At 37.1% G+C, this 22,161-nt stretch carries 20 protein-coding genes and 6 pseudogenes; 19 read left to right on the forward strand and 7 right to left on the reverse strand.

All coding sequences use genetic code 11. From position 1 onward, the window contains the following. Positions 1 to 5 precede the first annotated feature (5 nt). Positions 6 to 956: a thioredoxin-disulfide reductase gene (gene trxB, locus QNH10_RS08170; protein ID WP_283734191.1), complete on the reverse strand. Its 951-nt coding sequence runs from the start codon at positions 954 to 956 to the stop codon at positions 6 to 8. Between the two features lie 443 nt (positions 957 to 1,399). Continuing rightward, a pseudogene (locus tag QNH10_RS08175) lies at positions 1,400 to 2,268 on the reverse strand (polysaccharide deacetylase family protein). Between the two features lie 266 nt (positions 2,269 to 2,534). Here QNH10_RS08175 and QNH10_RS08180 point away from each other — a divergent pair. After that, positions 2,535 to 2,684 carry a hypothetical protein gene (locus tag QNH10_RS08180; protein WP_283734192.1) on the forward strand — a complete coding sequence of 50 codons (150 nt, stop codon included), beginning with the start codon at positions 2,535 to 2,537 and terminating at the stop codon, positions 2,682 to 2,684. 247 nt (positions 2,685 to 2,931) lie between these two features. Beyond that, complete coding sequence (locus tag QNH10_RS08185) at positions 2,932 to 3,222, forward strand: hypothetical protein (protein ID WP_283734193.1); 291 nt, start codon at positions 2,932 to 2,934, stop codon at positions 3,220 to 3,222. A gap of 91 nt (positions 3,223 to 3,313) precedes the next feature. Here the strand turns inward: QNH10_RS08185 and QNH10_RS08190 are convergent, their stop codons facing one another. Next, complete coding sequence (locus QNH10_RS08190) at positions 3,314 to 3,670, reverse strand: winged helix-turn-helix transcriptional regulator (RefSeq protein WP_283734194.1); 357 nt, start codon at positions 3,668 to 3,670, stop codon at positions 3,314 to 3,316. A 136-nt stretch (positions 3,671 to 3,806) separates the two neighbouring features. Between QNH10_RS08190 and QNH10_RS08195 the strand changes: the two genes are divergently transcribed. Both QNH10_RS08195 and QNH10_RS08200 read left to right on the forward strand, forming a co-directional pair. Further along, complete coding sequence (locus tag QNH10_RS08195) at positions 3,807 to 4,862, forward strand: LLM class flavin-dependent oxidoreductase (RefSeq protein ID WP_283734195.1); 1,056 nt, start codon at positions 3,807 to 3,809, stop codon at positions 4,860 to 4,862. A 15-nt stretch (positions 4,863 to 4,877) separates the two neighbouring features. Continuing rightward, entirely contained in the window at positions 4,878 to 5,444 is a 567-nt protein-coding gene (locus tag QNH10_RS08200; protein ID WP_283734196.1) for an NADPH-dependent FMN reductase, read from the forward strand. 77 nt (positions 5,445 to 5,521) lie between these two features. On the opposite strand, the pseudogene QNH10_RS08205 reads toward QNH10_RS08200, so the two are convergent. After that, positions 5,522 to 5,958, reverse strand: a pseudogene (locus QNH10_RS08205) (VOC family protein). A 453-nt stretch (positions 5,959 to 6,411) separates the two neighbouring features. On the opposite strand from QNH10_RS08205, the gene QNH10_RS08210 reads away from it, so the two are divergent. The 9 genes and pseudogenes from QNH10_RS08210 to QNH10_RS08250 all read left to right on the forward strand — a co-directional run bounded on the left by QNH10_RS08210 (position 6,412) and on the right by QNH10_RS08250 (position 15,473). After that, positions 6,412 to 6,522, forward strand: coding sequence for a putative holin-like toxin (locus tag QNH10_RS08210; RefSeq protein WP_283734197.1), 111 nt, complete (start codon positions 6,412 to 6,414; stop codon positions 6,520 to 6,522). A 356-nt stretch (positions 6,523 to 6,878) separates the two neighbouring features. Further along, positions 6,879 to 7,172 (forward strand): hypothetical protein, encoded by a 294-nt coding sequence (locus tag QNH10_RS08215; protein ID WP_283734198.1) that lies wholly within the window; start codon positions 6,879 to 6,881, stop codon positions 7,170 to 7,172. 913 nt (positions 7,173 to 8,085) lie between these two features. Next, positions 8,086 to 8,633 (forward strand): annotated as a pseudogene (locus QNH10_RS08220) (transglycosylase domain-containing protein); the annotation flags it as partial. A 135-nt stretch (positions 8,634 to 8,768) separates the two neighbouring features. Next, a complete protein-coding gene (locus QNH10_RS08225; RefSeq protein WP_283734595.1) occupies positions 8,769 to 10,073 on the forward strand; it encodes a transglycosylase domain-containing protein in 1,305 nt (434 codons plus the stop codon). A 424-nt stretch (positions 10,074 to 10,497) separates the two neighbouring features. Then, positions 10,498 to 10,785 carry a transposase gene (locus QNH10_RS08230; RefSeq protein WP_283734199.1) on the forward strand — a complete coding sequence of 96 codons (288 nt, stop codon included), beginning with the start codon at positions 10,498 to 10,500 and terminating at the stop codon, positions 10,783 to 10,785. Positions 10,786 to 11,023: 238 nt separating this feature from the next. Beyond that, positions 11,024 to 12,941: pseudogene (gene ltaS / locus QNH10_RS08235) on the forward strand (lipoteichoic acid synthase). A gap of 281 nt (positions 12,942 to 13,222) precedes the next feature. After that, the gene (locus QNH10_RS08240; RefSeq protein WP_283734200.1) at positions 13,223 to 13,738 is read left to right on the forward strand and encodes a hypothetical protein; all 516 of its coding nucleotides are present in this window, start codon (positions 13,223 to 13,225) and stop codon (positions 13,736 to 13,738) included. 25 nt (positions 13,739 to 13,763) lie between these two features. Beyond that, on the forward strand, positions 13,764 to 14,303 hold the full coding sequence (locus QNH10_RS08245; protein ID WP_283734201.1) for a hypothetical protein: 540 nt from the start codon (positions 13,764 to 13,766) through the stop codon (positions 14,301 to 14,303). Between the two features lie 128 nt (positions 14,304 to 14,431). Further along, positions 14,432 to 15,473, forward strand: a pseudogene (locus QNH10_RS08250) (threonine aldolase family protein). Positions 15,474 to 15,633: 160 nt separating this feature from the next. Here the strand turns inward: QNH10_RS08250 and QNH10_RS08255 are convergent. Further along, entirely contained in the window at positions 15,634 to 16,110 is a 477-nt protein-coding gene (locus QNH10_RS08255; protein ID WP_283734202.1) for a DUF4871 domain-containing protein, read from the reverse strand. Positions 16,111 to 16,555: 445 nt separating this feature from the next. On the opposite strand from QNH10_RS08255, the gene QNH10_RS08260 reads away from it, so the two are divergent. From QNH10_RS08260 to QNH10_RS08270, 3 genes are all read left to right on the forward strand, one after another. Continuing rightward, on the forward strand, positions 16,556 to 16,927 hold the full coding sequence (locus QNH10_RS08260) for an inositol monophosphatase family protein (RefSeq protein WP_283734203.1): 372 nt from the start codon (positions 16,556 to 16,558) through the stop codon (positions 16,925 to 16,927). A 4-nt stretch (positions 16,928 to 16,931) separates the two neighbouring features. Beyond that, the gene (locus tag QNH10_RS08265; protein ID WP_283734204.1) at positions 16,932 to 17,345 is read left to right on the forward strand and encodes an inositol monophosphatase family protein; all 414 of its coding nucleotides are present in this window, start codon (positions 16,932 to 16,934) and stop codon (positions 17,343 to 17,345) included. Between the two features lie 75 nt (positions 17,346 to 17,420). Next, positions 17,421 to 18,320 (forward strand): hypothetical protein, encoded by a 900-nt coding sequence (locus QNH10_RS08270; RefSeq protein WP_283734205.1) that lies wholly within the window; start codon positions 17,421 to 17,423, stop codon positions 18,318 to 18,320. 146 nt (positions 18,321 to 18,466) lie between these two features. Here QNH10_RS08270 and QNH10_RS08275 read toward each other — a convergent pair whose 3' ends face one another. Continuing rightward, positions 18,467 to 18,892 carry an SRPBCC family protein gene (locus QNH10_RS08275; RefSeq protein ID WP_283734206.1) on the reverse strand — a complete coding sequence of 142 codons (426 nt, stop codon included), beginning with the start codon at positions 18,890 to 18,892 and terminating at the stop codon, positions 18,467 to 18,469. Positions 18,893 to 19,292: 400 nt separating this feature from the next. Here QNH10_RS08275 and QNH10_RS08280 point away from each other — a divergent pair, with 400 nt between their 5' ends. From QNH10_RS08280 to QNH10_RS08290, 3 genes are all read left to right on the forward strand, one after another. Further along, positions 19,293 to 19,523: a hypothetical protein gene (locus QNH10_RS08280; RefSeq protein WP_283734207.1), complete on the forward strand. Its 231-nt coding sequence runs from the start codon at positions 19,293 to 19,295 to the stop codon at positions 19,521 to 19,523. Between the two features lie 243 nt (positions 19,524 to 19,766). Further along, positions 19,767 to 20,297 (forward strand): helicase, encoded by a 531-nt coding sequence (locus QNH10_RS08285; RefSeq protein WP_283734208.1) that lies wholly within the window; start codon positions 19,767 to 19,769, stop codon positions 20,295 to 20,297. A 540-nt stretch (positions 20,298 to 20,837) separates the two neighbouring features. Next, positions 20,838 to 21,362 (forward strand): GNAT family N-acetyltransferase, encoded by a 525-nt coding sequence (locus QNH10_RS08290; RefSeq protein ID WP_283734209.1) that lies wholly within the window; start codon positions 20,838 to 20,840, stop codon positions 21,360 to 21,362. Positions 21,363 to 21,753: 391 nt separating this feature from the next. Here the strand turns inward: QNH10_RS08290 and QNH10_RS08295 are convergent. Next, positions 21,754 to 22,122 (reverse strand): annotated as a pseudogene (locus tag QNH10_RS08295) (transposase); the annotation flags it as partial. Between the last annotated feature and the right edge of the window lie 39 nt (positions 22,123 to 22,161).

Raw genomic sequence — 22,161 nt, forward strand, 5'->3', positions numbered from 1 at the left:
CCTCCTTATTGATGAACAACCTCTAGTAAAGTTTCTTTCAATCCCTCTAAATATTTCTGTGCACTTTCAGCAGCTATACTACCATCGCCAGTTGCTGTGACAATTTGGCGAAGCGTCTTTTCCCGAACATCTCCAGCAGCGAATATTCCCGGGATGCTTGTTTCCATATTTTCGTTTGTAACAATATAACCCTTTCCATTAGTAATTCCTAAATTGAGAAATGGCTTGGTCAATGGAACCATACCAATGTATACAAAAATACCACCCGTTTGGAATTTGCGTTCGGTCCCGTCAATGGTATTGACTAATGTGACACTACTTACTTTTCCATCTTCACCGTGGATTTCTTTAATGGTATGATTCCAAATAAAATCTACCTTTTCATTTACAAATGCACGGTCTTGTAAGATTTTTTGGGCGCGAAGCTTATCGCGTCGGTGTATGATGGTTACTTTCCTAGCATATCGGGTTAAAAACACCCCTTCTTCGACAGCTGAATCCCCGCCTCCAATAACAACTAATTCACGGTCTTTAAAGAATGCTCCATCACAAACGGCGCAAAAGGAAACCCCTCGTCCTACTAGTTCTGATTCACCTGGTACTCCGAGTTTTTTATATTCAGCACCAGTAGCAATAATAATGGCTCTCGCCAGTATTTCTTTGTTTCCTGTCTTAATTATTTTGTACTTTTCCTCATTAACAATTTCCTTAATATCCCCGTAAGCATATTCAGCTCCGAACTTTTTAGCATGTTCAAACATTGTATGAGATAAGTCCGGACCGGTAATGGATTCGTATCCAGGGTAGTTTTCCACCAATTCGGTATTGGCCATCTGGCCACCTGGCATACCACGTTCAATCATGACGGTTGATAAGTTGGCTCGAGAAGCATAGACAGCTGCTGTCATTCCAGCAGGACCAGCACCGATGATTGCTACATCATAAATTTTTTCCATTTTCTATCACTCCTTTTTTGTTTTGCATTTGCTATGTAACCTTATCGTAGCAGGAGTAAATGGATTAATATATCGATAGAAATGCAGATATGTTGTTTATCCAACAGATGAAGATAACTGTCTAAAAAGTAGATAATAAAAGAAGGATGTTAAGTAAATTATTTGTAAGGGCGAGCCAAGGGGCAGGAACATAGTCAAAACCATAGTCAAAGATGTTTTTAGGGTAAGAAAACCGCCCTTAATCCGCGTCCTAACAGCATTCTTGTAAGAAGAGGGTTCGACTCCCGCCGTCTCCATAGAAATTATGGAATAATAGAACGGAAAAGAAGCATACATTTTCCAATAGGAGAATGTATGCTTCTTTTTTAGGCGATCACCTTTTACTAACAGCACTATTGATCTGATCTGAAGTGTATTTCATAAAGAAATAGAAGAGAGACCTTCTATTTCTTATATGGAATATTTAACAATTCAGGAACTGTGACAAATTCGTACCCTTGCTCTTGAAGTGCCGGGATAATTAGGTGAAGCGATTCAATTGTATTGGTTCATCTCCACCCGATTCTGCTCCATCGTGCATGAGAATAATCGCGCCTGGATGAATATTGTCTAACACCTTTGAAGCAATAACTTCCGGCGGGTCTTCCTGCCAATCCAACGAATCAACCGACCAGGCAATCACGTAATAGTTCATGTCGCGAAGCTTTTCGACCAATTCATTGTATAAGAAGCCATATGGTGGTCTAAATAATTTTGTCCGGTAACCAATAATGCCGTTAAGAGCATCTTCCGTTTTAGTTACTTCTTGCTCTAAGGTTTTGAGATCGGATTCTTTGACAAGGTTAGGATGGGAGTACGTATGGTTTCCGATTACATGCCCCTCGTTTTGATATCGCTTGACAATTTCAGGATTCGCAACGGCCCTTGAACCTAACACGAAAAATGTTGCTGGCACATTGTACTGTTTCAATACATCTAATACATCATTTGAAAAACGCGGGTCAGGACCATCATCAAAAGTTAAAGCAACTCGTTTTTGATCAGTAGGACCTTGTAAGAAAAAAATATCTGGATACCGTTGTTGTAAAATTCTTAGGTCAACAGGCTGCTGAGGATCCCGCCCAGAATTTTCAGGTCCTCCGTCAAGGTCAGGTAAATCTTCTACCTGATCATCTTGTATGACTGCTTTCGACCATTCCTGCGATACATTTACCAAGGGTTCGACATTCGCATAAACAGTCAAGACTTCTGTTAAATGCAAACAAAATAAAAACCCCGACACCAACAACCACTTGAATATTCGAACTTGCATCCATTCATCTCCTTTTTTATTCCATAACAGGGACGATTTATTATCACCATTGTTATTTTTGACGAAAGAGAATTATTTATTCAAAAAGAGTGAACGGATTCTAATTCCTTAGTTTTTAGTACCAGGCTCAAACCATTCAGAACTAAACGAGTACTTGGTACACTGTCACTACGAAGCGGTTAAAGGGTATACTTGATAAAAAAAGGTGCATTATAGTTGTTGAATAGGTTCTCTTAAAGACGAGAAAAGAAAAGTAGGTGAACAAGATGGGGAAATACCAATTGGATAACAAAGGCAAATCGGCAGTGACTAAATATCATGAAAAAAACAAGCCCGCCAAGTTTGATAAAAAGCAGCATCTTGAAAAAATGCGTGCCGAGTATTTGGAAAAAAAGCAAAAACAAACAGATAAATAATAGTAATGAAAACATAGGAAGACTAAAATCTCCCTATGTTTTTCTTCGTGTATAATTATATTTTATAACTTCTATAAAAGGAGAAATAGGATAGACATAGCAATCTTCAGTTTAAGGTGTTAGATTCTGTAACAATTCAAAATTCAATAAGTACCTAAAATTCAAATTGCATAGAAAGCTAAATGATAGGGACGGGGGTTTAGCCCCACCGTCTTGGCTTCGTTATTCGTTATAAGGAGAAGATATAATGGGGATTTTACTCGAACTGATAGGTTCAATTGGGACACTTATTTTCTCTTCTATGAAAGATGTTACTGAAGAAGAAATTAACAAGAATATCGGGTTTCTTGAACAATACGAATGGTTTCAAGCATTTATAGATGATGTACACACCAATAAGTTGATCCTCGAAAATGACAAGGTGCGACATGTCATTGGTAAAATAGACATTGAAAAGATGTGGAAAAATTCGTATCGGAATAAATTCAGGAAAAAGCTAAAAGTGGTGTTACAAAAACAGACGAGTAATCTTAGGTAGTTCTTAGAGGAAATCAATTATTCCTCTTGATACCATTGCATCAAAACTGTTTAGGCTCCAGATGGACCCTGCAATACAACAAAAGCATCGACTATTCAGCTGCCGATGCTTTTTCCATTTGCCTTTGCAATTTATGCTTTTGATGATTCAAGCCCCATTCATGCATAGCAACTAAAATCGACTCTAAACTTCTTCCGTATTCGGTTACGGTATATTCCACTTTAGGCGGTACTTGTGCGTACACTTTACGTTCGACAATATCCTCTTCTTCCAATTCCCTTAATTGCTTTGTCAGCATTTTTTGTGTGATTTCTGGCAGACTTCGCTTCAACTCACTAAAACGCTGCGTTCCTTCTTTCATTAAATGCAATAAGATTAAGGGTTTCCACTTTCCTACTAATATATCCAATGCGTCATCAACACGACATAATTCCGGCTCAATCTTCACGTAAATTCCTCCCGAAACTCCATTAGTATCTTTTAGTATACTATACCACTTTCAAGTGCGTACTTCACATAAAGTGCTATTAGCGTACTATTAGAGATAGGAAATAAAATATTGTTTTCCGAAAGGATGAACGAATATGGAAAAATATCGTATAGATCCCAAAAACGGATTAGAGTTCGGCTTATATACACTCGGAGATCATATTCCGAATCCACATACCGGGGAGAGAATCCCTGCACAACAACGTATCCAAGAGATTATTGAACTGGCAACTTTAGCAGAGCAAGCGGGCATCAACTTCTTTAGCGTCGGAGAAAGTCATCAAGAGTTCTTTACAACCCAAGCACATTCAGTCGTTTTAGCCGCGATTGCACAAGCGACAAAGACTATTAAGCTGTCGAGTGCTTCGACAATCATTAGTACTTTGGATCCTGTTCGCGTATATGAAGATTTTGCGACGATTGATTTGATTTCAAATGGACGTGCTGAAATTATTGCTGGCCGTGCATCGCGTGTCGGGTTATTTGATTTGCTCGGATATGATCTAAGGGATTATGAAGAGTTATATGAAGAGAAATTTGATTTATTAGTGAAAATAAATGAAGAAGAGATTGTGAACTGGAGCGGGAAATTCCGTGCGCCTCTGAGAGATGCAAAGGTTATTCCTCGTCCTTTAAACGGTTCACTTCCGATATGGCGTGCTGTCGGTGGCCATGCTGCAAGTGCGATTAAAGCAGGGATTGCGGGTGTGCCGATGCAAATTGCAATGTTAGGTGGCCCAGCTGCTAACTTTAAGTATTCAGTTGACGCTTACCGACAAGCAGCTCAAGAGTATGGACATGATCCGTCGACTTTACCTGTTGCCACTGCCGGGTTTTTCTATGTAGCGGAAACAACACAACAAGCTCAAAAAGAAGTATACCCACACGTCAATTTAGGAATGGAGCTCATAAACGGTCAAAGCTATTCAAAACGGGGCTTTGCGCAAGGGGCAGACAATCGTGATGTTTTGAATGTCGGTAGTCCGCAGCAAGTGGTCGAGAAAATCCTATACCAACATGAACTATTTGGTCACCAACGGTATATTGCACAAATGGACTTTGGTGGAGTGCCGTTTGAAAAACTAATGAAAAACATTGAGTTCATTGGCAATGAAATTTTACCAGCAATTAAAAAGCATACAGCGAAATAATAGGAGGGAAACATAGTGAAAGTTGTTGGGATATCAGGTTCCATCGTTGGTTCTAAAACAAGGACGGCGATGAATTATGTTGAAAAGAAAATAACTGAAAAGTACCCAGAGGCAGAATGGACACTCCTCGATTTAGCGGATTACACAATTCCATTCAGTGATGGACGTAATTTCTTGGAATACGAAGGCGATACAGCGCATGTACTTCGAACGCTGATGGATGCGGATGCAATCATTATAGGGACGCCTATCTTCCAAGCATCCATCCCTGCAACATTAAAGAATATTTTCGACCTACTGCCTGTGAATGCATTCCTTGATAAAGTCGTAAGCTTGTTCGTTACAGCTGGCACATCCAAACATTATTTAATTGCGGAGCAACAACTAAAACCAATCCTCTCGTATATGAAGGCACAAATCGTGCAAACGTATGTATTCATTGAGGAAAAAGATTTTCTCAGGAAAGAAATCGTCAATGATGATGTATTATTCCGCCTTGATCGGTTAGTTGAAGATACGGCAACGTTAACTGAAACGTATGCAAAAATCCGGGAAGAAAAAGAAGCCTCATATAATTTTTAGTTGAGTGTTAGGTGTTAGGTTTTAGTAGATTTTGAAATGTTATAGAACCTAACACCCTGCACTTATCTTCCCATACCTTATTTGATTTCCTCAGCCAATTCTAAGATAATTCCCTCTGGACCACGAACATAGCATAATTTATAACTCTCTTCATATTGCTGTATCTCACTGAAGATTTCCGTACCCTTCTTTTTCAATTTGGCAACGATAGCTTCAAGATCTTCAACAGAAAATGCAATATGCCGGATCCCCAGTGTATTTGCAAAGGTTTCCTGAATATCCTTTTCATCTGCTGGTTTGATAAATTTGATAAGCTCTATCCATGTCTGACCGTCTGGCGTACCAGTCCTACACACGATACTTTAGCGTCATTAAGCCCAACTGCATATCCCATCAACTCTCCTTCCAATTCCCATTCTCCTTTCACCGCAAGTCCAAAATCGAGAAAAAACTCTTTCGCGGCAGAAAGATCATTAACAATAACACCCACATGATCTAATTTTTTGATCTTCAATTTCCATACCTCCTATGTTCCTGTTATTTTGCAACATCCTGTATTCAAGTTCAAGTTTAAATTTCACTTGCCTTTTTCCGTATGGAGATTTTTGGTATCTCTAATTACTGTATTAAGTGGGAATGTTTAATGGACATGACCCTTTAGATGATCTACTTTCAATGGAACTGGAGCAGGTTTAGATTTAGTTAAAGAGGCTTACGAGTATTATATTGAGAAGGAAGAATGGGCTCCGAATGTGCGAAGGCAAAAGCTTGAAGGAATTTACTTTATGGTATTAAGGTGATGAAAGCAACAAAAAGAAGATCGAATTCTCTCTATTTAGACTTGTACTTCTTTTTGTAAGATAGATTCAGAAATCCTGTTCGCAATTTTGAGAATAAAGTGATAGAATGGAAGGTACAGCGGCATACGGCGGATGGGCGGTTGGCACTCTGGAGTAAGGGGTGTTATATGGTGACATACCAAGCAATGACACTGATGTTTCAGTTTGGAATGTTTCTTGTAGCAACGGCAACGACCATTGTAGCGATGATTACACTATACACCAAAAGAAAAAAGTAACTACCCTCCGCTAACCGGCAAGTAAGCAGGGCAGTTACTCTTGTAAAAACTCTCGTACTAATGGCCGACCGCACTTCATGCGGATGTTAGCTGACTGACTGGGTCTAAGCGCACCCAGTCTCTTTTACTATATATTCAGTTTACCACAATCATACGAAGAATACACATGATCTAATAAGGGAACGGAATCAATAACTACTTAAATTTGAGTACCCGCCCGATATGAGGGGGAAACTTATGAGTAGAAAGATTGGTATTTTAGTCATCCTTGGGTGTTAGGTTCTCGTTAAATTTCGAATTGTTTCAGAACCTGGAACCCGCACTTCAATATTGATCATTATGAATGGGGTGAAACGATGAAAAGAACTCATAGTCTATTAATGATATTCGTTTTATTGTTGCTAAGTTCTTGTGGTTATGTCCCTTCAACTTACTCAGCTTCAATGTTAGTTGTAACTGAAAAAGGTAATACAAGCGACAAAGAGTATTGGATTAAAGCATATGACCCAAACAATCAAACAAAAGAGGAAGCATTTAAGCTTTTCGTTGATAGTGAAATTTTATGGGAAAACTTACAGGTTGATGAAGAGTACGTCTCTAAATACGAGAAAAAAGGCAATCAACCATGGAGACTGACGGAGATAAATTGAATATGTACAATCAACATTATGGTAAACAATACTGAGTAACATCATCTTGGGTGTTAGGTTCTCGTTAAATTTCGAATTGTTTCAGAACATGGTACCCTGCACTATTTATTAAAGGTTTTTATAAAGGAGATTATTGTTCTGAAAAATACATCAAAAATGAAGATAAATACAATGATATTGGTAATGATAATACTAACCTTGTATGCTTTTATAAGTTCTGCAGTGTACTACTATCCAGCTTATTCTATTGAAGGGTTAGATAGAGATTTTTATATGGACAAACAGTATTATGTGTTATTAGTGATAGTTCGAGGTATTATTTTTACAATATTATTTAACGGATTTTATTTGACAATTAATTTTATAGTAAAAAGTTTATATAAAATATCTCACAAGAAAATTATCAAAAAGTATTTATGAATGGGTTGTTTGAAAAAGTTGTTTTCCACTTTATATTATAGCTATTCCACGAACGGGGTGCTTAAGTTGAAAATCAAAGAGCCGATTAGATGGCTCTTTTTTCATTTTCAACTAACACGGCAGTTTAGTTGAAAAAGGAAGTACCGAAAAAAAAAACTGCCATATAAGAACGGGTTCGGTTTAACCTTTGGGTGTTAGGTTCTCGTTGAATTTCGAATTGTTTCAGAACCTGGTACCCTATACTATTACAAAATGAAGCTCGCCATGACAGATCAGTATGGCATGGTAGAATTTTCTTGTTGTAGTTCAGTTTGGTTTCTATGCTAAACTTGTATGTTCGAAAGGCAATGAAGAAGGTGGAATACATATGGGAAGAATGGAACATAAGCAGCAACAGAAACAATCGAAATTAAAGAAGAGATGGTCTAACTTAAAAAAACCTATCCGAATCCTATTAATCGGAATGATAGTTGTCGCCATTTGTGGATTGGTCATGTTGAATCGATTAATTGCATCAAATGATGTGAGTAAACTGGAAGAAACTGAACCGAGACCGACGTTTATTTATGATCAAAACGGAGAGATCGTTAGTAAGATTTCAAATTCCAATATTGAAGGAGTTGCTTTGGATCAAATTCCGAAAGAGCTGATTGAAGCAGTCATCTCTGTTGAGGATCAACAATTTTACAAACATGGTGGGGTTAATTATTTCGGGATTGCCCGGGCATTTACCCAAAACATGTTACAAGGTGAAGTCGTTGCTGGTGGGAGTACAATCACGCAACAGCTTTCAAAAAATGTGTTTTTAACTCAGGACCGTACATACTCCCGTAAATTTAAAGAATTGCTTATAGCGAAGAATATTGAAAGAACGTATTCAAAAGATGACATCATGGAACGCTATCTCAACCAAATCTATTTCGGCGAAGGGGCATGGGTGTTCAACGGGCTGCGCAAATCTACTTTGGAAAAGATGTAAGCGAATTAACGTTAAGTGAATCTGCTACATTAGCGGGATTAATTAAAGCACCTACCCATTTATCTCCTTATAAAAGCATGGAAAAGTCGGTGCAGCGACGCGATATTGTTTTATCGTTAATGAAAGATGAAAAGTATATTAGTCAAGCGGAGTACGATGAAGCAATCGGACAAGAAATTGTGTTAGCCGATCCAACAATGCCGAATTATGAAGGGAAGTATCCATATTATATTGACCAAATCATTGACGAGGCGGTCAACAAGTACGGGCTAACGAAAAATGAAGTGTTAGCTGGAGGATTACATATTCATACAGCGTTAAATCCTGTCATCCAAGATGCCCTTGAAGAAGTCTATCAGGATGATCGTAATTTTCCAGAGAGTAAGTTAGATCAACTCATTCAAAGCGGTTCTGTCTTCTTGGATCCTAAAACTGGTGGAATTAGTGCATTGGTTGGGGGCAGAGGAGAATACACGTATGGTCGCTTTAATAATGCGACCCAGCTCGTTAGACAACCAGGATCGACCTTGAAACCCATTGCGGCCTACACACCTGCGCTCGAGCAAGGCTATCAAATTTCGGATCTGCTCGTTGATGAACCAATCAACATTAATGGATATTCACCGAAGAATTTTGATAAGCAATTTAGAGGGCAAGTGACAATGTACGATGCAGTCACTCAATCGTATAATATCCCTCCCGTCTGGCTCCTAAATAACATTGGTATTGAAGAAGGCGTTCGCACTGTGGAACGGTTCGGAATCCCATTGGAAGAACAGGATCATAATCTTGGCCTGGCATTAGGGGGCTTGCATAAAGGTACTTCACCCCTGCGTATGGCTCAAGCTTTTTCCACATTTGCGAATGATGGGGTCATGATGGAAGCCCATGCTATATTGGAAATAAAGGATTCGGAAGGCGAAGTCATTGGAAAATGGCGTGAACAGTCCCTAAAAGTAACAGAAGCGGAAGTTGCCCAGCAAATGACCTATATGCTAAAAGGTGCTGTAGAAGTTGGAACGGCCAAGAAAGCTCAAATTTCTGGGATGGAAGTAGCCGGTAAAACAGGCACCACCCAGCTGCCATTCACGGGTGTGGATGGATCGAAGGATCATTGGTTCGTCGGATATACACCAGACATCGTCGGTGCAGTTTGGTTGGGCTATGATAAAACAGATGCCGAACATTACTTAACATCAACGAGTAGTTTCACAGTACCACCAATTTTCGAGCAAGTCCTATCAAGATCGATCAGTGAATTGCCTACAAAGAAATTTGATTTACCATTAATCGCGAAAATGAAAAAAGATTTAGAAGAACAGAAAGAAAAGTTGAAGGAGAAAGAACAAAAGCAAGAAAAAGAGAAAGAAAAAGAGAAAGGAAAACAGAAGAAGAAAGAAGAGAAGGAAAAGAAAAAAAGAGAGAAGAAAGACAAGAAGGAAAAGAGAAGGAAAAGAAGAAAAGAGATAAAAAAAAGGAAAAGAAATAGAAGACCAATTTGAGTAATAGGTTCTCATTGAATATTGAATTGTTCCAGAACCTGGCATCCATCACTAATAATAACCAAGAAGCCTGTTTCTATGATCACTAAGTGATCTAAGATACAGGCTTTTTATTTCAGCTATAATTGTCTTTATTCAACCACCCCCAGTGATTTGTGGAGAGGTAAGCTTCTGTGGTTATCTGGTGCAGTTAAAAGAACAGATGAATCTACTTCGACAAAAGATTCTTCTATTATCAGTCCGATTACTGTCCGCTATTCTTTTCGCACAGTCCTTATTGCACTTATTGGTCGAACTACGAAACTTCCAATTAATCCGCAATTAAATCACAACATCTTCTCTACTTGTTAAGTAATATTTCGCCTTCGTTTAGCCGCCTGTAATTCAGGTGATAATTAGTTATACGTACGAAAGGAGTGACCACTTGAAGGTTTTATTGGTTATTGCAAGCATTACTTTTCCTATTATTATGTTTTATCTTCAGAATAAAAACATTAAGTTCCGAATTACTTTTAATATCACAGCTGTTATATCAGCAATTGTTTTCGGAAGTATTGCATCAACTTCCATATTCCAAATCCTAATCGACAATACTGTATTTATGACTGCAATTCACGCCATTTTTCTTAATCTTTTTTTCCTGATCACTGGAGCTTATCTTGGTGTATTCATCGTTTATAGACTGCTGATTTTGACAATGGCCGAGAGATAGCATCTTACTCCTTTTCAATAGGAGCTACCATTAATTTAAGGTATCAGTTTCCAATACAATTTTGAATTGTATTGGAAACTGATACCGTTTTTTTATCTAAATGCCGGGCTTGACGAAAAAGCTAAAGGGGAGTATTATATTTTAGTTGCTAAAAATGTTACTTTAAAATAATGTTTTCCGCAGATTAAAGGTTAAATAAAAAATAAAAGGTTGGTGTTTACATGGAAAACAATGGAATTTGAAAGATTTTCTTTTACACAACTTTTTAGGGATATATGCAGTAGCTGTATTGATGTTATGGATGAAAACATATATTGCTCAAACCACACAATTTGAATTAGGGGTAGAAGGACCACTTCAGCAGTTCCTTTTACTGCTAAATCCTCTTGGCTCTGCATTGCTATTTTTAGGAATTTCTTTTTTGTTTAAAGGTAAGAAAAAATATACAGTGCTCGTCGTTATGTACACGCTTATGTCGATTTATTTATATGCGAATGTCGTCTATTACCGGTTTTTCAGTGATTTTATTACATTGCCTACCCTTTTCCAAACGCAGAACTTCGGGGATTTGGGCGGAAGTATTCAGTCCCTGTTAGACCCTTTTGATATTCTGTTCTTTGTGGATGTATTCGTCATGTTGTATCTTCGATTTTCACATAAGGTGCAAATAGAAACAAATAGGATTGGAACTAAAAAAGCCGCTGCGATTATTGTTAGCGCCTTAATAATTTCTATTATCAATTTAGGACTCGCTGAAATGAGTCGCCCGCAACTGTTGACTCGCGGTTTTGATAGAAATTATATTGTGAAATATTTAGGGATATATAATTATTCGATTTATGACTCGGTGGAAACGATGGCTGCGACATCGCAAAGAGCTTTGGCGGATAGCAGTGATGTCACAGAAGTGATGAACTATACACAATCTACTTACGCCGAACCGAATCCAGACTATTTTGGAGCTGCCAAAGGAATGAACGTTATCTATTTGCATTTAGAATCATTCCAAAACTTTTTGATAAACTACAAATTGAACGGAGAAGAAGTTACACCGTTTTTAAATTCATTAACCAAAGATAAGAATACAGCGTATTTCGATAACTTCTTCCACCAAACAGGCCAAGGTAAAACAGCCGATGCGGAATTCATGTTGGAGAACTCCTTATTTGGGCTGCCGCAAGGATCGGCTTTTATAACGAAAGCACAAAATACGTACCAAGCCGCCCCAAGTATTTTAAAGGATTACGGCTATACATCCGCTGTATTCCACGGTAATAACGGAAGCTTCTGGAATCGAAATACGATTTATAAAGAATTTGGATTCGACCATTTCTTTGATGCGAGTTATTATGATACGAGTAACTCCATCGACATGGCAGAATACGGCTTGTTGGACAAACCGTTCTTTGAACAATCTGAAGCTCTGTTGAGTTCACTGCCGCAACCTTTTTATACGAAATTCATTACGGTTGGAAATCACTATCCGTATGATATGAATCAAGACTTGGACAATCGATAAAGCCAAGACTGGGGACAGCAGTGTGGACGCTTATTTCCAAACTGCACGGTATGCAGACGAAGCGATTGAAAAAGTCTTTACTCGATTAAAGGAATCAGGTTTATATGATAACTCGGTCATTGTTCTATATGGCGATCATTATGGTATTTCCGAGAATCATAAAAAAGCGATGGGCAAAATCATAGGGAAAGACATTACTCCTTATGAAAGTGCGAACTTGCAGCGCGTCCCTTTATTTATACATGTTCCTAAAATGAAAGGCGGCATCAACCACACGTATGGCGGTCAGGCAGATCTTCTTCCGACGTTGTTGCATTTGCTTGGAATTGATACGAAAAACTTTGTTCAATTCGGTTCTGATTTATTCTCTGAAGAGCATAATGAAGTTGTCCCATTTCGAAATGGTGATTTTATCAGCCCGACTATTGTTTCAATTAATGAAAAATTTTATGATAATCAAACAGGCTTACCACTCGACGATCGTCAAATGGAGAACGCCAATTCTTTGAAAAAAGAAGTGGCTTATAAATTGGAGCTTTCCGATAAAGTCGTGAATGGTGACTTATTAAGATTTTATACGCCAAAAGGCTATACCCCTGTCGATCCTTCTCAGTATAACTACACTAAAGACGAATGAAATATCGCAACAGTAGAAGCATGTTCTCTCCGAATGGTGAGGGCGTGCTTCTTTTTTTTGCGTTTGTTTCTTAGGTACCTGTGCAGCAAACTATTCAATAAATTCAATGCGAATCGCATAGTGATACAAGTCTGTTGAATATTTATACAAATTGGTTGAATTATCATGAATGTTTCTTGCACAGGTACCTTAACAAACGCAGCAGGTTCGTTGGAACTTTCACGAACTGTTTTCGTTAAATATTGTAGAATCTTGATAAAAAATTAAGGTGGAGTTTTATATTGAAGAGTAAAATGAAATACGGAACACTAGTGTTTAGTTTATTTATGCTTTTATTGTTAATGGGGTGTGATCCCTTCGCTAAGAGCAAAACGGAATTCTATGATAGTACAAAAAGTACTAACCTCTCAGAAGAAAGTGTAAATTCAGTTGCATTAAACTCAACTGCAAATGACGTTACAGGGGCTTTTGGTAAACCAATTGAAGTTAATATTGTAGCAAACCCAAAATCAAAATATCTAGTTTATGAAGGAATTGAATTTGGGATTATTGAAGATAAAGTAATCAGCTATTATTTCAACAACAATTATCAAACTACATTAGGAATTAAAACAGGCGATACAAAAGAAAATGTAATTCAAGCATATGGAGAAAACTTTTATGAAAGAGTTGAAAGTGGATTAGATACAATTGGATATTTTGATAAAGAAAATATGATTAATTTAGAAATTGGATTCAAGGAAAACAAAATTGTCTTATTAATGATTAAGAAAATTGGATATCCCATAGAAAATTAAAGGAAAAGGAAAGGGGGTTCCCCGGATGGCAGAGCAAAAGCGCAATAAAAGGCTAAATACAAGCGCTCTCGGCTTCGTACTTCTAATTGGAATCTTTATATTTAAATCCTTTATTTGGGATGAATACATAGTGAATAATACGGCATCTGCCGCATTGGATGATGTAGAAGGGCAGCCGGGCGTGGGTTTTGTAATAAACAAAAATCAGGAGATAGCCATAAAACCTTATGAAGAAGGATTCAACGTATATGCTGTGTCTAAAGGGTTTTGGGGTTGGTCGGTCACAGACGAACTGTCAATTTCGGATAAACAGAACAAGTCATTCGAAATAACGGAACGTACTTTACAATTTAAGGATAATAAAAGCCTGTATTTAGTTTTTGTTATGGACAAAGACAATTATTTTAATACGGTCATTGCCCATTCTTCAAACAGTGGACCTATTCATTTGAATAGGCTCGCATCCGACAATGGATTTGTATTCTACCATTATAGCGAGGAGCCATTTAAAGATTTAATATACGAAGGCACTACCTTCGATGGGAAAGTGAAGAAGATAAATTAATATAAAACAGAAAAGCGTGACTATAAGTATATCTTTGTCTCTATGGCAAAGATATACTTAATTTTATTTTCAGGACAAGATATACTTAAAAAAGATTCAAAATTACAGCAAGGGTGGATGGATGATAAATGATACGTTTTGAAAGTGATTATGCAGAAGGTGCTCATACACGAATTCTGAAACGACTACTGGAAACCAATGAAGAACAAACGCCTGGATATGGAATGAATGAATATTGTGAAAGGGCAAGAAGTTATATTAGAGAAGCGTGTGATGTAGAGAATGCAGATGTACACTTCTTGGTTGGCGGAACACAAGCAAATACTACGATTATCTCTTCCATATTGCGCCCGCATCAAGGAGCAGTTTCTGCAATTACGGGTCATATTGCAGGACATGAATCGAGAGCAATTGAAGCCACTGGACATAAAGTGCTTACGTTGCCGAGTGATGATGGGAAAATTACTGCGAGACAAGTAAAAGAATTATATGATGCCCATTGGAACGATGTCACTCATGAACATATGGTACAGCCTGGTTTGGTTTACATATCTCACCCTTCCGAGAATGGGACGACCTATAGTAAATCCGAATTGGAGGAATTGAGCAAAGTTTGCCGGGAATGCGGTTTGCCATTATTTATGGATGGAGCTCGATTAGGGTATGGTCTCGCTGCAAAAGACAATGATCTATCGTTAGGGGATATCGCAAGACTTTGTGATGTGTTCTATATCGGTGGAACGAAACTCGGAGCATTGTTTGGAGAAGCTGTTGTTATCACAAATGATGATCTTAAGAAAGACTTTCGCTATATGATCAAACAAAAAGGCGGATTGCTTGCTAAGGGGAGATTATTAGGGATCCAGTTTGAAACCTTGTTTGAAGATGGCTTATATGATGAGATTTCGAAGCATGCTGTGGACTTGGCGATGATGATTCGGGAGGCGTTTGTTGAAAAAGGCTATTCATTAAGATATGATTCCAAGACAAATCAACAGTTTCCCATTTTGCCGAATGATGTGTTAAGTGAATTGAGCAAGAAGTACTCTTTTCCTATTGGGAGAAAGTCGATGATACGCAAAGTGTTGTGAGATTTTGTACGAGTTGGGCTACAAAAAGGAAAATGTTGAAAAACTGATTGAGGATATTAAGAATTTGGATCGTTATTGATAGTACCCCAGATTTCTTATGTGCAGGTAACTCATGCCGAGGCCAATTCGCTGAGGGATGGGGAAAAAATGATTTTACGAAAAAGCCTCGAATTCCTTATTTTTAAGGAGATCGAGGCTTTTTATACTAAACTATCTTGCTGCGTTAGTTCAATAACGATTTATTTCTTATGAACTTTTACATAAACGCTTCCAAATAGTTCATCTCCAAAATAAGCATCTAACTTCCACATTCCACTTTTAGGGAGCATCATATTTGTTGGGAAATGTTGATCTGCACCATTATGAGGGGTTGGAAAAGAATTCCCTATTGTGGGTACAACAATTATTTCCTCATCACTGTTTTCGTGAGTTCCTAAAACCTTAAAATTACCAATTAACTCATCATTATTTCCCCAAAAGTGCCACATATACTTTTGTACTTTGTCTGGATAAAATCTAACTACTTCGCTATCATCGTAAATAAAACCCAAACGACCTTCTTCCCCGATCATTGTGAAACTTCCTGATTTAAAGAGAGGACTTTCATTCCAATTGTGTTGAATAACTTCTTCTTTTATTGGCTTTTCGTTATTACAGCCCGCAATTACTAATGCTAAAAACACTGCGCAAATCATAATTATTTTTTTGATGAACATAAATAACTCCTCCGTTTTTTTATTTGAATGCATATAAAAATCTACTCTGTCGAATCCGTTTTTTTAACAGTTGCACCATTAGTAAAAAAATCTCCTTATGTCTATCATTCTATTAAGTTGGTAATAATCCTTTTAGTATTGCCACTTTACTGAAAAAAAGGAGTGGGACGATGTTTTTCTTAACACGTGAACGTCAGGAAGTATTCGACGCAGCAAATACATATCCATTTGAGGTAGCGTTTGATGTACGTGTTTAAAGTTGTCGCAACATCACTATATAGATTCATAAAAAATCGCGAATTGTAAACAAGTTGTAAATAGTATTAAGAGTTTATAGAGATCAGATTAAATAACTTTGCTTCCCTCCATCTTTTGTTATGCTTAGAAAAATGTCATAAGATTGAAAGATTGCTAAGTGATGTAAATAAGGATACGAAGAAAGGAAATGGATATGAAGGAACATTTAATCGAAATTCATGAACAGGCGAAAAAATGGGTGGAAGAAATTATTCCATTTATAAAGGAATCCATTTTGACGAAGTTGACGGTGGATACAAAAAGCAGTGCGAATGATCTTGTCACAAATGTTGATAAAGCCGTTGAATCTCATTTCCGGGCTAAAATTCAGGAGACATATCCGACTCACGGAATCATTGGAGAAGAGCATGGGTATGAAGGAGTGAAAGGGTCATTTGATTCAATCTGGGTGATTGATCCAATTGATGGCACCACAAATTTCGTCAAGCAAAAGGATTATTTTTGTGTTCTCGTCTCTTATTATGAAAAGGATATCGGTGAGTTAGCTTATTTTATATGATGTGATGAACGATGATTTTTACTATGCAATGAATGGCCAAGGTGCGTATTTAAATGGTCAACGATTAGAAAAGCCAAAAGAGATAACGCTAAGTGAAGGATTAGTTTCTGCAAACATTTCATCCTGGAGTAAGAAAGATATTTTTCAAGAGTTATTACAGAAGAGTTTTGATATTCGCTATTTTGGCTGCGGCGGGATCGATTCGATTCATGTGTTTAACGGAAAATTTGCAGCCTTTGTGAATTCTAAGTCCGGTCCGTGGGATTTAGCAGCCCAATTAATCTTTGCTAAAGAGCTGGGACTGAAGACGTCAACATTTAATGGAGGCCCTGTTGATTATGCGACAGGTGGTGACTGGATTTTAGCAAATGAAGGTTGTTATGATGAGGTCCTTGAAATTACGAAGCGGTTTTTTTAACCTGAATGATAGGTATCAATGAAAACTCTTCAAGCTAAATTTGAATTCACAGAAAATCGCGTGGAGGGATTATTCTTGTCAAGTCGAAATGAATTTGTGGAACCGTCTGTGAAGCTATTTGAAGGAGAAAGATGGCTTGTCATTACTGGTATTCTTGGATTTATTCTTGCCGCAGGCATTGCTTTCATTATCTTTTTTCAAGGGCGCATTATTTTACCCGAAGGCAATTTAGGAGATGCTTTCTCCTTTAATGCGGCAATCGGTATTTATATCCTTTCAATAGCTGCAATTTTACCTTTAGCTAGACTTGAAGCTCGGAAGAGGAAGGCTTTCAGATGGCTTTTTATAATCTCGGCCTTATATGGTTATGCAATCGAAACGATCCAGAACTTTCGGGGATTCGATCCAAGGTTTTCTCGTGAAGGATCCGTTGTCGATATAATCGGCGGAATGGTATTTGGGGTTGTTTCGCTAGTACTTGTGATATTAGCGTTACTGCTTGCTATACAGTTTTTTCGAATAAAATATCCGATTGAACGTCCTTTGTTGATGACAGGGATTCGCTATGCATTCATATCAATTCTGATAGCCAATATTGCTGGAATATGGATGATTTTGCTTCAAGATCGATTTACAGGAGATACGGGAAATATAATCGTACTACATGGAATAGGCTTTCATGCATTACAGACATTAATCTTTCTTGGATGGCTTTTGGAAAAAGTTCAATTTAATGGTCGTATAAAAAAATTGCTGATCCATTATGGAAGTATCTCTTGGACGCTATCGATTCTACTAATAGGTTTCCAAACGTTATTAGATCGAACTGTATTCGAATTAACCACACTGCCTATTATTTCAGGCATTTTGTTGCTCGTATGGCTTGGTACAGTGATTGTTGCATCTGTTCTTTTTATAAAAGATTGGAGAACAAAAGCCTTGAAAACAAATTATGTATCCTCTAATCAGGGATAAAGGAGTATTAGGTAAATACTAGTGCGAAAGCTGAGCCAAGAAAAGGGCTGTTCAAATTGGAAGAGCATTGAACAGCTCTTTTGAATTTATTTAAGTTAGTGTTGCAGTGACATGTTATTTAGTTAGTTTTATGAATAAATAACTGTTTATTTATTTGTTTGCTCTGTGTATTGTTTGAAATTATCTAAAATGGCCTGCCATCCCTGTTGCTGAAACTCAATTGGATGTTCAGTTTCAGCGTCAAACGTTTCAATTACTTCAGTTTCGTTTCCTTGCCCTTTAAAGGTGATTTTAACTTTTCTTCCATCTCCCATTGTATAAGAAATCACCTCATGTAATTTTACCTCATCGTAGGTTCCACCAAAATCAAACCCCATACTTCCATCTCTTGCTTCCATTCTTGAAAACAATTTCCCACCTGCTCTAAGATCATTCTCTGCAAATGGTGTGTGCCACTCATCCGAAGCACTATTCCATTTTTTAATATGATCTGGTTCTGTCCAAAATTCCCATACTTTTTCCACTGGTGCCTGAACAGTTGCATTTACTGTAACTTCCTTAAACTCCGCCATTTTTACCCAACCTTTACAATGAATTATTTTGTGATTTGTTTCCTAAAGTTAATATACAGCATTATCATAAATATATAATTGAAAGATAATTAAAACAAGTAATTGCTTAATGACAAGTCACTATTAACATGTTCAATGTAAAGTAATGCAATTAAACAATGGGCGGGAATCCAATGTACTGCTTTTTTGCCTAAGACTCAATATACGAAGGTGAGTACTTTCTGGAGTATTATTAATTTGCTTAGAAGGCTCTTTTTTCTTGTTCAACTAAAGGGGCAGTTTAGTTGAATAAGGACTGCTAACAATTAAGTAGATTGGAACTTTTTGTTACTATTATCGTATAGATACCAGATTGTTGTATTAACAAATATAAAAAAATAAACGACAAGGATGATTAGTTATGTTATGGATTGCAACACAAGATGATAAAAGTTTGATAAACGCAAAAGAGATTACAGTAGACGGAAAGAAAATAGAAGGAGTAATTGAAGGTGGTGCTATGCATCACTGGAGTAAAATTTTAGGTAAGTACGAATCAAATGAAAGGTCATTAGAAATTCTTAATGAAATATTTACGAAAATTGAAGAAAGCAATGGTTTTTCTATGACATACACTATGCCTAAAAAGTAAGTACTAAACTGTACAATAATTGGGTGCGATTGTGGAGTAAACGTCGCTTTTCTTCTTAAACTAACGGAGTGCTTTACTTGAAGATCGTTGAGCTGCTTAAACGGCTCTTTTTCTTATTAAACTAACGGGGCAGGTTAGTTGAAGGAAGAAGAAGGTTTTTTTCCGAGTGAGTTGAATAAGAAACGTATGGCAAATTGTCTACTGTTTTAATTTCTTTACCCGATTAGTAAGGAGTGACTCCACGTGAAAATGTATCCTGACTTCCAAGCTATTTCTAAAACAATAGAGATAGGTGGGCTGACAAAATTACAGCTTACTCGAAAATTGCAACAACAATCTATCTCTTTAAATGAGTATGCAGAGAGACTATTTTCTAACGATAAATTTACTACTTCTAAAACAAAGTACAACCTGAAGACCGTTGAACTAACCATTAGGAACCTTGGCTTTCCTGAAGGAGCCACTATGCCCCAGATTTTTAATCGAGCTGAAGAACTTGGTTTGGATTTGTGTCCACTTGAGGTAGGACCTCACTTAAGACTAGCGTATTTAAATCAACCTGAAGGTAGTACAGGGAATCTTCCACGAGGACAAGCTCCTTCAGGGTCCATCACAATAGCATCAGAGATAATTAGTGAAGATGATGATTTTCCGAAAGGCTTTTACCTTAGAAAAATTAATGGTGTATTGTGGTTACGTGGATATATTGCTGAGGATCTGCACGTTTGGAAGACTGAGGATCACTTTATCTTTTGTCAAAGAAAAGGTTATTAAAATGAGAAATTACAAAAAGTACCACCTTCTTCCTATTCAAATAACGGAGTAAGATAGTTGAACAGTGTACAGCAAACAGACCATTAAATGGAGAAAGGTTGCCTATAGAAAGGATGGTAATTAGGATTAATAAGAAAGTAATAAAAGACACAAAATGGCGGGTTTTACAGTTAACATCTATTTTGTTAGCGGTCACTGGGCTGATTTTAGCGATTTATAATAATGGTTACTGGGTGCCATTTGTTATTTCTTCTTTGGTGTTAACAATTCTTGCAACGAATACAGCAGCAAAAATATCTAAGTATTTTTCATAAACGGGGCGATTTTTTAATATGCGTCTCTTTTTTTTTTTCTTTACTGAAGCGGCAGTTTAGTTGCACAAGCAGGTATTACTAAGTGGGATGCCGAATGATTAATTAAATGAGCACTTTTTGAAGAGAAAGAGGTATTGAACGAGGAAAAACTAAAGAAAAAAATGAATTATTGGAATGTTTTAGGCCGTGTGTGGAAGTGGCTTGTCTTAAGAGAGGAGATGAAAAAATGATTGAATTACGAAAGATAACAGGGGATAACATAGATGAAGTAATAGCGCTTGATGTTGAAGAAAACCAGAAAGAATTTATATTAGAAACTACTAACCTTAGATGCTTCGCAGACGCTCATATGTTGAACACAGATGGTATACCAGCTTCTCCATTAGCTATTTATGCGAATGATACGATGGTTGGATTTTTGATGTATATTTATGATACGACGGATCATGAATCATTTCAAAATGAAGTATTTTACGGGAAGAAGACCTATTTCATTTGGCATTTTATGATTGATAAGAGTTATCAGAGGAAAGGATATGGCAAACTTGCCTTTGAAAAAATGTTGGCGGATATTGAAACTATGCCTTATGGGGAAGCAGAAAATGTAGATCTCTTTTATCATAAAAGTAATGTCATAGCTAAAGAATTATACGCTTCATTAGGTTTTGTAGAAACAGGCATCATTCAGGATAATTCGGTGCATGCGATTAGAAATTTAGATGGGAAAATAACAGAAGCCGTAGTAGAATAGGATCTCTCGGAAATAAATGAAAGCTATCAACGTTTTGACCCATAATAAACACAAATATCCAGAAGGAAAAACCGATTTTTTTAACTCTGTCTTAGTAAAATATAATATTTATACCGCAATCGAATAGATAATGCATTAACTATCAATCGGAAAGCGATGAACTATCTGTTTATGGTTGTTAACTACTCTCTATATTGATAAGCCCCCCTATCGATATTCAACTCGAAAAGTTACCAGAGCAAATCAAAAAGAAGAAGGAGTAAGTCCGAGGTCACTGAAAAACGGAATTTTTTTAGTGGGTAAGCAGTGCCATTTAAAAAGACGATTTCTCATTCCATTTTGAATGGGAAATCGTCTTTTTTATCTATGTACTCCGAAATTCCCTCGTTATTTAACTCATTGATTTCAATATTCTTTTCAAATTTACGGTGAAAATTGGCATGGTACCTTGCATTTCCATGCCAATTAGACCCGAGGATTTTGCAACATCATACCCGTGTCTGTGTTTTAATTCGCTATTTTTCGCCTCTATTTTATATCGTTCTTTCGATTTTTCTTTAAAATACTCGCTTTCTTGAAATTCGATCTGTTCGGTATGTACATTGGATTTAATACTTACCGAATAACTCTTACTTTTAGCTCCTTCTTTATAACACCCTTCTTTAAACGGACAGTGTTTACATTTTTCCACATCAAAATAATAGGTGTCCGTTTGATTAACGGCGACCCCTTTTTTACCTTGTCGAGCTTTCCTTATAGACTTCAACAATAGATATTTGAACATACGAATAGGGTCGAT

The sequence above is a fragment of the Sporosarcina thermotolerans genome (genome assembly GCF_030067815.1).
Taxonomy (GTDB): domain Bacteria; phylum Bacillota; class Bacilli; order Bacillales_A; family Planococcaceae; genus Sporosarcina; species Sporosarcina thermotolerans.